Consider the following 11,007-nt stretch of genomic DNA (forward strand, 5'->3'; position numbering starts at 1 on the left):
CGAATAGCCGTCGTACCCGCCCTAGCGACAAAGTTTGGAGCTGTAAGTCCGTGACCGTCACCGACGACATCGCCCGGCTGACCAAGGCCGATCTGCCTGACGACTGGACCGAGCTCGACAAGCGCGCCGTGGACACCGCGCGCGTGCTCGCGGCGGACGCCGTGCAGAACGTCGGCAACGGCCATCCCGGTACGGCGATGAGCCTCGCCCCGCTCGCGTACACGCTGTTCCAGCGCATCATGCGGCACGACCCGGCCGACGCGGACTGGATCGGCCGCGACCGGTTCGTGCTCTCGGCGGGTCACTCCAGCCTGACGCTGTACGTCCAGCTGTTCCTGTCGGGCTACGGCCTCGAGGTCGACGACCTCAAGACGCTGCGCAAGTGGGGCTCGAAGACGCCGGGTCACCCGGAGCACGGCCACACCAGGGGTGTCGAGATCACGACCGGCCCGCTGGGTTCCGGTCTCGCCTCCGCGGTCGGCATGGCGATGGCCGCCCGCCGCGAGCGCGGTCTGTTCGACCCCAGCGCCGCGCAGGGCGAGAGCCCATTCGACCACCACATCTACGTGATCGCCTCCGACGGTGACATCGAGGAGGGCGTCACCTCCGAGGCCTCGTCGCTCGCGGGCACGCAGCAGCTGGGCAACCTGGTCGTCTTCTACGACGACAACAAGATCTCCATCGAGGACGACACGACGATCGCGCTGTCCGAGGACACCGCGGCGCGCTACGAGGCCTACGGCTGGCACGTCCAGGTCGTCGAGTCGGGCGAGAACGTCAAGGGCATCCTCGAGGCCGTCGAGAAGGCCAAGGCCGTCACCGACAAGCCGTCGTTCATCCTGCTGCGCACGATCATCGGCTTCCCGGCGCCGAACAAGCAGAACACCGGTGCCGCGCACGGTGCCGCGCTGGGCGTCGACGAGGTCAAGGCCACCAAGGAGATCCTCGGCTTCGACCCCGAGCAGCAGTTCGAGGTCGCCGACGAGGTGCTGGCGCACGCCCGCGAGGTCGTCAAGCGCGGCGAGCACGCCAAGGCCGAGTGGCAGAAGTCGTTCGACGCGTGGGCCTCGGCCAACGCCGAGAACAAGGCGCTGCTCGAGCGCCTGATCGCCCGTGAGCTGCCCGAGGGCTGGGACGCCGACCTGCCCGTGTACGAGGTGGGTGGCAAGGAGGTCCCGACCCGCAAGGCCTCCGGTGAGGTCATCAACGCGCTGGCGAAGCACCTGCCCGAGCTGTGGGGCGGTTCCGCCGACCTGGCCGAGTCGAACCTGACCACGATCAAGGGCGCGAAGTCCTTCGGTCCCGCGGAGATCTCCACGGGCATGTGGAGCGCCGACCCGTACGGCCGCGTGCTGCACTTCGGTGTCCGCGAGAACGCCATGGGCATGATCCTCAACGGCATCGCGCTGCACGGCCCGACCCGCCCGTTCGGTGGCACGTTCCTCGTGTTCTCCGACTACATGCGTCCCGCCGTGCGCCTGGCCGCGATCATGAAGGCCGCCGTCACGTACGTGTGGACGCACGACTCCATCGGCCTGGGCGAGGACGGCCCGACGCACCAGCCGATCGAGCACCTCGCCGCCCTGCGCGCCATCCCGGACTTCGCGGTCGTCCGCCCCGGCGACGCCAACGAGACGGCGTTCGCGTGGAAGGCCGTCATCGAGCAGACCGGCCCGGTGGGCCTCGCGCTCTCCCGCCAGAACCTCCCGATCCTCGAGGGCACCTCCGCCGAGGGCGTCAAGCGCGGTGGTTACGTGCTCTTCGGTGACGAGAACCCCGAGGTTGTGATCATCGGCACGGGCTCGGAGCTGCAGATGGCGGCCGAGGCCGGAAAGGTTCTGCAGGGCGAGGGCGTTGCAGTGCGTGTGGTGTCCATGCCGTCGCTCGACTGGTTCGAGAAGCAGGACGCGGAGTACCGCCAGTCGGTCATCCCGTCCTCGGTGAAGGCGCGCGTCGCGGTCGAGGCCGGCATCGCCCAGCCGTGGTACCGCCACGTCGGCGACGCCGGCGAGATCGTGTCGATCGAGCACTTCGGTGCCTCGGCCGACTACCAGGTCCTGTTCAAGGAGTTCGGTTTCACGACCGAGAACGTCGTCGCCGCAGCACGCCGTTCCCTTGACAACGTGAGGGGTAACAAGTGAGCAAGCCCAACCTCGACGCCCTCTCCGGCGCCGGCGTTTCCATCTGGCTCGACGACCTGTCCCGGGAGCGGCTCACGAGCGGCAACCTGGACGAGCTGATCCGCGACTGGAACGTCGTCGGTGTCACGACGAACCCGACGATCTTCGCGGGCGCCCTGTCGAAGGGCGAGTCCTACGACGAGCAGGTGCGTGAGCTGTCGTCGCGCGGCGCCGACGTCGAGGCGACCATCCGCGAGGTCACCACGACCGACGTGCGCAACGCGTGCGACAAGTTCCGCGACATCTACAACTCGACCGGTGGTGTGGACGGCCGCGTCTCCATCGAGGTCGACCCGCGCCTGGCGTTCGAGACGGACAAGACCGTCGCCGAGGCGCAGGACCTGTGGAAGACCGTGGACCGGCCGAACCTGCTGGTGAAGATCCCGGCGACCGAGGCGGGCATCCCGGCCATCACCAAGGTGATCGCCGAGGGCATCTCCGTCAACGTCACGCTGATCTTCTCGGTCGAGCGGTACGAGAAGGTCATGGAGGCCTACGTCGCGGGCCTCGAGCAGGCCAAGGCGAACGGCCACGACCTGCGTTCGATCCACTCCGTCGCCTCGTTCTTCGTGTCCCGGGTGGACACCGAGATCGACAAGCGCCTGGACAAGATCGGCACGGACGAGGCGACCGCCCTCAAGGGCAAGGCCGCTCTCGCCAACGCGTGGATCGCCTACGGATCGTTCGAGAAGACGTTCCAGGGCGAGCGCTGGGAGGCTCTCAAGGCGGACGGCGCGAACGCGCAGCGTCCACTGTGGGCGTCGACCGGCGTGAAGGACCCGAGCTACTCCCCCACCCTCTACGTCGACCAGCTCGTCGTGAACGACGTCGTGAACACGATGCCGGAGAAGACGCTGCACGCGGTCGCCGACGGCGGCAAGATCACCGGTGACACGGTCACCGGTCGCGCTGCCGAGGGCCAGGAAGTGTTCGACCGGCTCGCCGCCGTGGGAATCGACCTCCAGGACGTGTTCGTCGCGCTGGAGACCGAGGGCGTCGAGAAGTTCGAGAAGTCCTGGGAAGAGTTGCTCGAGACGGTGAAGAACCAACTGGCTCAACTGAAGGGCTGATCACCAAGTGACCTCCGTCGAAATCGTGAGGTCACCGAACGCCGACCAGGTCAGCACGATCGCTGCTGACCTGGTCGCGGATTCGGTGCCGAGCAAGCTGACCGCGCAGGACCCGACCCTGTGGGGTCCGGAAGCCGAGTCCGAGGCGGGCATCCGCCTCTCGTGGACGACGTTGCACGAGACGTCGCGAGCGCTGCTCCCCGATCTCGTGGTCCTGCGCGAGGAACTGCACGCCGAGGGCGTCGACCGCGTCGTGCTCGCCGGAATGGGCGGCTCGTCGCTGGCCCCCGAGGTGATCACGCGGACCGCGGGCGTGCCGCTGGTCGTGCTGGACACCACCGATCCCGCCCAGGTCGCCGACGCTCTCGCCGGTGACCTCGAGCGCACGGTGATCGTGGTGTCGTCCAAGTCCGGGGGAACTGTCGAGACCGACAGCCACCGGCGCATCTTCGAGAAGGCCTTCACCGACGCGGGCATCAACGCCGCGTCGCGCATCGTGGTCGTCACCGATCCCGGCTCGCCGCTGCAGAAGGCGTCCGAGGAGGCGGGCTACCGCAAGGTGTTCCTGGCCGACCCGAACGTCGGTGGCCGGTACTCGGCGCTGACGGCGTTCGGCCTGGTGCCGTCGTACCTCGCCGGTGCGAACGTCGAGGAACTGCTCGACGACGCCGCCGAGGTCGCGAAGCTCGTGTCGGAGGACTCCGTCGACAACCCGGCGGTCCAGCTGGCCGCGATCTTCGGTGCCGCGCACGCGCACGGTGCCGAGAAGATCGTCTTCGCCGACACCGGCTCGGGCATCAAGGGCTTCGGCGACTGGGCCGAGCAGCTCATCGCCGAGTCGACCGGCAAGAACGGCACCGGCCTGCTGCCGGTCGTCGTCGAGGGTCCGGGTGCCGAGGGCTTCGTGAACGCACGTTCGGACGCCACGACCGTCGCCATCGGACCGGCCACCGGTTCCGCGAGCGTCGCGGTCGAGGGCAAGCTCGGCGCGCAGATGCTGCTGTGGGAGTACGCGACCGCGATCGTCGGCCGGGTGCTCGGCATCAACCCGTTCGACCAGCCCGACGTCGAGGCCGCGAAGAAGGCCTCCCGCGCGCTGCTCGACGCGCCGGCCGTCGCCGCGACGGTTCCGTCCTTCGTGGACGGTCCGGTGCAGGGCCACGGCACGGACTGGGCGCCACGCAAGGTGCACACCGTCGCGGAAGCGCTTGCGGCGATCGTTGAAGTGGCGCCCGAGCACGGCTACATCTCCGTTCAGGCGTACTTGGACAGGATCGACGACGCGTCGTTCGAGCTGCTCCGTGCGGAGATCGCGAAGAGGACGCACCTGCAGACCACGTTCGGCTGGGGTCCGCGCTTCCTGCACTCGACCGGCCAGTACCACAAGGGCGGTCACCAGAACGGCGTGTTCATCCAGATCACCGGCGAGTCCGGTGACGACCTGGAGGTGCCCGGCCGTCCCTACACGCTGGCGCAGCTGCAGCTCGCGCAGGCGCTCGGCGACGGTCAGGTCCTGGCCGAACACGGTCGCCCGGTGCTGCGCCTGCACCTCGAGGACCGCATCGCCGGACTGGCCCAGCTCGTCGAGGCAGTCCAGGAGGACGGCTCGTGACCACATCCGCCAAGTGGCACAACCCGCTGCGGGACGCGCGGGACAAGCGCATGCCCCGCATCGCGGGCCCGAGCGCGCTGGTCATCTTCGGTGTCACCGGTGACCTGTCGCGCAAGAAGCTCATGCCGGCGATCTACGACCTCGCGAACCGGGGTCTGCTGCCGCCGGGCTTCGGTCTCGTCGGGTTCGCCCGCCGCGACTGGGCCGACCAGGACTTCATGAAGGTCGTCCACGACGCCGTCAAGGAGCACGCGCGCACGCCGTTCAACGAGGCCGTGTGGGCGCAGCTCGCCGAGGGCATCCGGTTCGTGCAGGGCACGTTCGACGACGACGCGTCGTTCGACAACCTCGCGTCGTGTCTCGCTGCTCTGGACGCCGAGCGCGGCACGGGCGGCAACCACGCGTTCTACCTGTCGATCCCGCCGGGCGCGTTCCCGACGGTGGTCAACCAGCTCAAGCGCGCGGGTCTCGCCCAGACGGCACCCGACCAGTGGCGCCGGGTCGTCATCGAGAAGCCGTTCGGCCACGACCTGAAGTCGGCCAAGGAGCTCAACCGCACGGTCAACGAGGTCTTCCCCGAGGAGTCGGTGTTCCGCATCGACCACTACCTCGGCAAGGAGACCGTGCAGAACATCCTGGCGCTGCGGTTCGCGAACCAGCTGTACGAACCCATCTGGAACTCGAACTACGTCGACCACGTGCAGATCACCATGGCCGAGGACATCGGTCTCGGTGGCCGCGCCGGGTACTACGACGGCATCGGCGCGACGCGCGACGTCATCCAGAACCACCTGTTGCAGCTGCTCGCGCTCATCGCGATGGAGGAGCCGGTCTCGTTCAAGCCGGCCGACCTCCGCGCGGAGAAGGTGAAGATCCTCTCGGCCACGCGTCCCGCGGCGCCGTTCGAGGAGACCACCGCGCGCGGCCAGTACACCGGTGGCTGGCAGGGCGGCCAGAAGGTCCCGGGTCTGCTCGAGGAGGGCGGTTTCTCGCCCGAGTCGAAGACCGAGACGTTCGGCGCGATCACCTGCGAGGTCAACACGCGCCGGTGGGCCGGGGTGCCGTTCTACCTGCGCACCGGCAAGCGCCTGGGCCGTCGTGTCACCGAGGTGGCCGTCGTGTTCAAGCGGGCGCCGCACCTGCCGTTCGACGACACCGCGACCGAGGAGCTCGGTCAGAACGCCCTGGTGGTCCGGGTTCAGCCGGACGAGGGCGTGACGATCCGGTTCGGGTCGAAGGTGCCGGGCAACACGATGGAGGTCCGCGACGTCACGATGGACTTCGGGTACGGCCACTCGTTCACCGAGTCGTCGCCGGAGGCCTACGAGCGGCTGCTGCTCGACGTGCTGCTCGGTGAACCGTCGCTGTTCCCGAAGAACGACGAGGTCGAGCTCTCCTGGGAGATCCTCGACCCGGTGCTGGAGTTCTGGGCGCGCAAGGACGAGCCGGCTCTGGAGAAGTACAAGGCTGGGACCTGGGGTCCGCCCTCGGCGGACGCGATGACCGCCAGGACCGGAAGGCACTGGAGGCGTCCGTGATCATCGACCTGCCCTCGACCACCACCTCCCAGATCAACTCGCGGCTGGTCCGGCTGCGGGACGAAGGCGGTGCGACGACCCTGGGTCGCGTGCTGACCCTCGTCATCGTGACCGAGGACGGCCAGCGCACCGACGCCGCGATCGACGCGGCGAACGACGCGTCGCGCGAGCACCCGTGTCGCGTGATCGTCGTGGCCCGCGGTGCCCGTCAGGCGGCTCCCCGCCTGGACGCGCAGATCCGCGTCGGTGGCGACGCCGGAGCCTCGGAAGTTGTCGTTCTGAGGCTTTACGGCGAACTGGCCAAGGAAGGCGCCTCGTGCGTCATGCCGCTGCTGCTGCCGGACACCCCGGTCGTGGCGTGGTGGCCGTTCGACGCGCCCGTGTCGCCTTCGAAGGACCCGATCGGTCAGCTCGCGCAGCGTCGCATCACCGACGCCGCGGCCGAGAAGAACCCGATCAAGGCCCTGGAGTCCCGGCGGGCGCACTACGCGCCGGGTGACACGGACCTGGCGTGGACGCGGCTGACGTTGTGGCGCGCCATGCTCGCGTCCTCTTTGGACCTTCCGCCGTACGAGAAGGTCCTCGAGGCGGACGTGACCGGTGAGGCCGACTCGCCGTCCACGGACCTGCTCGCCGCGTGGCTGACGGACCGGCTGAAGGTGCCCGCCAAGCGCTTCAAGGCGACGTCGGGTGAAGGCATCGTGGAGGTGCGGCTCGGCCGTGCGTCCGGTGACGTCGACCTGCTGCGCCCGGACGGCAAGGTCGGCACGCTGACCCAGCCGGGTCAGCCTTCCCGCCGGGTGGCGCTGCAGCGTCGTTCGGTGCGCGACTGCCTCGCCGAGGAGCTTCGCCGGCTCGACCCGGACGAGGTCTACGCGGCGGCGCTCAAGTCGCTGGCGAAGGTCGTGAAGGGCCGTGTCGGCTCGGCGAAGCCGGAGGAGGCTCCCGCCGCGGAGCCCGCCAACGGTGCGGCCGCGTCGAAGAAGTCCAAGGCGAAGGCGAGTTCGTGAGCAATCCGCAAGTGGTGGTGCACCGCGACGGCGACCTGCTGGCCGCCGCCGCGGCGGCCCGCCTGGTGACCCGCGTGGTCGACGCCCAGGCAGCGCGTGGCCACGCGTCCGTCGTGCTGACCGGCGGCCGCACCGGCACCGCGGTGCTGGAGCACCTGAACCGCAACGCCGCGCGGGACGCGGTGGACTGGTCCCGGGTCGACCTGTACTGGGGCGACGAGCGGTTCCTGCCCTCGGGGCACGCGGACCGCAACGAGACCCAGGCCCGTGCCGCGCTGCTGGACCACGTCCCGGTGGATCCGTCGCGGGTGCACGTGATGGAGCCGTCGGACGGCAAGTTCGGTGACGACCCCGAGGCCGCGGCCGCGGAGTACGCGTCGTTGCTGGCGTCTCTCGCGCGGCCGGAGGACCACGGCGACGTGCCCTCGTTCGACGTCTGCATGCTGGGCGTCGGCGAGGAGGGGCACGTGGCCTCGGTGTTCCCGGACTCTCCTGCCGTGCACGAGAAGGAGCGTTCGGTCGTGGCCGTGCGCAACTGCCCGAAGCCGCCGCCGACGCGCGTGTCGCTGACGCTGGCGTCGGTGCGGTCCGCGCAGGAGGTCTGGCTGATGACCACCGGCGAGGCGAAGGCCGCCGCCGTGGCGATGGCCCTGGACGGTGCCGGCGAGGTGCAACTGCCCGCCGCCGGCGCTCGTGGCCGCCGCCGGACGTTGTGGTTGCTGGACTCGGCGGCCGCTTCGGCGGTACCCGCTCTGTTCAAGCCACCGCTGGCGTGAGTTTCCGGCCCCCAGGCTTCGGCCTGGGGGCCTATTTCTTGTGGCGCAGTCTGGTGATCCGCTGCGCGCACGACGGGTGCGAGGCCAGCATCCGCGATCGGAAGCCCGCCCGCGCCCGTTGCTCGTCGTGTCCCTCCCGCACCCACCGCTGCAACACTTCCAGCAGCAACGGCCCGTACCCGAGCTCGGCCGCGACCCGGTCCGCGTGCAGCTCGGCCCGCCGGCTCGACAGGGCCAGCAGCGGCGCGATCACCGGCACCAGCAACAACCACGGGCTCACCACGACCGCCCCGGCGGCGAGCACGACGACCAGCACGACGCTGGTGATCACCGCCCCTCTGGTGCCGATCGCCCGTCCCGCCGCGAGCACCCCCACCGCGACGACCACGACCAGCAGCACCACCAGCCGCGACGGCAGCTCGTACCACCACCGCAACAACGAGATCTTGGTGTGCCCGGCCAGGTGGTGCCCGATCTCGTGCGCCAGCACCGCTTCGAGCTGCTGGGAGGGCAGCTGCAACGCCGCCGTGGAGACCCCGACGACGTGCCCGCCGACCGCCATCGCGTTGATCTCCTTGGAGTTCTGGACCCGCAACCAGTACCGCCGCGGATCCACCCCCGCCGCCCCGCACACCTCGTCCAGCAACGGCTCCAGCACGGCGTTCTCGGTCCGTGTCGGCTTGCGCAGCCGATGTGCCAGCGCGGCCAGCAGCTTGTCGGTCGCCGGCACGAACACGATCGCCCCGGAGGCCAGCCACAGGGCCGGGAGCAACCACACGGTCTCCGGCGCCACGGCCTTGCTCACGAGGGCGGCCACCAGCAGGCTGCTGAGCACCGTCGGCACCCCGAGCAGCAACTCGAACACGGCGGACATGTCGAAGCGTCGTCGGGGAGCGCGCACCGTCATCACCTCGCGGCACGAGCCTTCCAGCGCACTCCCGTTTGTGTCCAGCCGAGTCGCCCGTACCGCCCAGTGTGGTTGGGTGGAGGGGTCAACCGAGGGGGTCGAGTTGCACATCCGGGACGTGCTGGCCGAAGACGCGCCGGCGATCTGTCAGATCAACCGCGAAGCCCTGGGCTACGAGTTCCCGCTGCCGGACACGCTGGCGCAGCTGGAGCGCGTCATCAAGGCGCCCAACGTGGTGCTGCTCGTGGCGGTCGACGGCACCGAAGTGCTCGGCTACGTCCAGCTCAGCGACTACGAGAACACCTACCACCGCCCGTTGAAGAACCTGATCACGCTGGCCATCTCGCCCCGGCACCAGCGCCGGGGCGTCGGCCGGGCACTGCTGACCGCCGGTGAGGAGTGGGCACGAGCGGACGGAGCCTCCGGCGTGCGGCTGGTGACGGGGCACAACCGCGTGGACGCGCGGGAGTTCTACGCGGCCAACGGGTACGAGGTTCGCAAGGAGCAGACGAACCTCATCAAGTGGTGGAACTGACCAGGTCCTCCATCACCCGCACCGGCAACGACGGGTTCGCCGCCGCGGCACCCGCCGTGAACTCACTGCCCAGCAACTCCAGGATCGTCCCCACCGGCAGGTGCGGATGCGCCGCCGCGAGGTGCCGGGCGCGGGCATCTCCCAGGCACAGCAGCAAAGTCTCACCCCGGGCGGCGGCGTGCCCGGCGACCGCCCGGCGCACCTTGCCCGTCGATTCGGCTCGCAAAGCCATGTGGTGCAACAACTCCGGCGGGCACGACGGGTTCCGCGCCACCCCGGCGAACACCGGCACCCCGTGCCGCGACACCAGTTCCCACAGCTCGGCGGCGGTCGCCCGCGGAGCGGCCGCGGCAGCCACACCGTGATCGGCGTCGGTCACGAGACGCGCGAACAGGTCTGCGGGCAGATCGGTGCGCGAGGCGACCATCAGCCGCACCTGTGCCACCGGCGACGCGGCCAGGTCCCGGAGTTCGGTGGCGGAGGCGGAAGCGATGCGCGGCACCGGATCGGGACCGATGCGCGCGGCCGGAGCCAGTTCGGTCAGGAGGTCCAGCGGGATCGAAGGGTTGCGCAGCACCACCGGACGCAACGCGCGGGTGCCGGAGAGCTGGCGCAGGACCGGAACCGGGACGGCGGGGTTCGCGGCCAGTTGCGACAGGATGCCGGGTTCGAGTTCCGAGGCGAGCTGTTCGTAGACGCCGGACGGCAGGTCAACACGTTCGGCCAGGAAGTAGCGGGACGCGTGGTGCGGCAGCAGGTCTGCCGCCAGAGCCGCTGGTGTCGTGGGGTTGGCGGCCAGTTCGCGGGCCAGCTCCCCCCGGTCGAGCGTCGCCAGCACCGACGCGGGTGTGTGCGGACTGGAGGCCACCGCGCGCCGCACGACGGGGTCCGGATGGCGGCTCACCGTCGACGCGAGCGGCAGGGGCAACTCGTGGAACAGCACCAGTTCGGCGACGACTGATGGAGACGGGTCACGGGCCAGCAGCGCGATCACGTCCGTGGGCAGCGCACAGGCCCACTCCGGGAGGTTTGCCCGAACGGACGGGTCCGGGTGGAACGCGAGTGCGCGGGCCAGTGCGGGATCCGCGTCGGCTCGTCCGGTCAGGACCAGGGCGACCGATTCATTCGCGATCGGTACGTCCTCCGGACGGGCCAACTCCTTCTCCAGCAGCGTGTGCACGGCCAATGAGTCGCCGTGCGCGAGCACCGCGCGCACGTGCTGCGGAGTCAGATCGTTGCGATCCGCGAGGACCGGCGCGAGCTCGGCAGACGTGACCAGGCGGTCGAGCAGGAAACCGGGCAGTGCGGGGTTCGACGCCAGGCCCTCCAGTACAGCGTTCACCAATCTCCCTGGTAACACGGCAGGCATTCCCCCCGAC

Annotated in this window: 9 protein-coding genes; 7 read left to right on the top strand and 2 right to left on the bottom strand. The window is 69.9% G+C overall.

The window, feature by feature from the left end:
* Nucleotides 1-50: 50 nt before the first annotated feature.
* From tkt to pgl, 6 genes are read left to right on the top strand one after another with little or no spacing between them, the layout of a single operon-like run.
* A complete protein-coding gene (tkt, locus tag PV646_RS39920; protein ID WP_500347805.1) occupies nucleotides 51-2,141 on the top strand; it encodes a transketolase in 2,091 nt (696 codons plus the stop codon).
* Nucleotides 2,138-3,250 (top strand): transaldolase, encoded by a 1,113-nt coding sequence (gene tal / locus PV646_RS39925; RefSeq protein WP_500347807.1) that lies wholly within the window; start codon nucleotides 2,138-2,140, stop codon nucleotides 3,248-3,250. The genes tkt and tal overlap by 4 nt, the downstream gene beginning before the upstream one ends.
* A 25-nt stretch (nucleotides 3,251-3,275) precedes the next feature.
* Complete coding sequence (locus PV646_RS39930) at nucleotides 3,276-4,862, top strand: phosphoglucose isomerase-related protein (protein WP_500347809.1); 1,587 nt, start codon at nucleotides 3,276-3,278, stop codon at nucleotides 4,860-4,862.
* 50 nt (nucleotides 4,863-4,912) lie between these two features.
* Nucleotides 4,913-6,400: a glucose-6-phosphate dehydrogenase gene (gene zwf, locus PV646_RS39935; protein ID WP_500348285.1), complete on the top strand. Its 1,488-nt coding sequence runs from the start codon at nucleotides 4,913-4,915 to the stop codon at nucleotides 6,398-6,400.
* Nucleotides 6,397-7,410, top strand: a complete 1,014-nt coding sequence (gene opcA, locus PV646_RS39940) for a glucose-6-phosphate dehydrogenase assembly protein OpcA (protein WP_500347811.1) — start codon at nucleotides 6,397-6,399, stop codon at nucleotides 7,408-7,410. Before zwf ends, opcA begins: the two co-directional genes overlap by 4 nt.
* Nucleotides 7,407-8,186 carry a 6-phosphogluconolactonase gene (gene pgl, locus PV646_RS39945; protein ID WP_500347813.1) on the top strand — a complete coding sequence of 260 codons (780 nt, stop codon included), beginning with the start codon at nucleotides 7,407-7,409 and terminating at the stop codon, nucleotides 8,184-8,186. The genes opcA and pgl overlap by 4 nt, the downstream gene beginning before the upstream one ends.
* Nucleotides 8,187-8,217: 31 nt before the next feature.
* Here pgl and PV646_RS39950 read toward each other — a convergent pair whose 3' ends face one another.
* Nucleotides 8,218-9,087 carry a M48 family metalloprotease gene (locus tag PV646_RS39950; RefSeq protein WP_500347814.1) on the bottom strand — a complete coding sequence of 290 codons (870 nt, stop codon included), beginning with the start codon at nucleotides 9,085-9,087 and terminating at the stop codon, nucleotides 8,218-8,220.
* Between the two features lie 82 nt (nucleotides 9,088-9,169).
* On the opposite strand from PV646_RS39950, the gene PV646_RS39955 reads away from it, so the two are divergent.
* Entirely contained in the window at nucleotides 9,170-9,628 is a 459-nt protein-coding gene (locus PV646_RS39955; RefSeq protein WP_500347816.1) for a GNAT family N-acetyltransferase, read from the top strand.
* On the opposite strand, the gene PV646_RS39960 is transcribed toward PV646_RS39955, so the two are convergent.
* Nucleotides 9,612-10,970, bottom strand: coding sequence for a hypothetical protein (locus PV646_RS39960; RefSeq protein WP_500347817.1), 1,359 nt, complete (start codon nucleotides 10,968-10,970; stop codon nucleotides 9,612-9,614). The two genes, PV646_RS39955 and PV646_RS39960, sit on opposite strands and share 17 nt — an antisense overlap.
* Nucleotides 10,971-11,007 lie beyond the last annotated feature (37 nt).

The sequence above is a fragment of the Streptomyces sp. ID05-26A genome, assembly GCF_033794685.1.
In the GTDB taxonomy this organism is placed as follows: domain Bacteria; phylum Actinomycetota; class Actinomycetes; order Mycobacteriales; family Pseudonocardiaceae; genus Lentzea.

What these genes read in the sequence shown, in the direction of transcription:
- zwf (WP_500348285.1), top strand. Translation starts at nt 4,913, where the DNA reads ATGCCCCGCATCGCGGGCCCGAGCGCGCTGGTCATCTTCGGTGTCACC.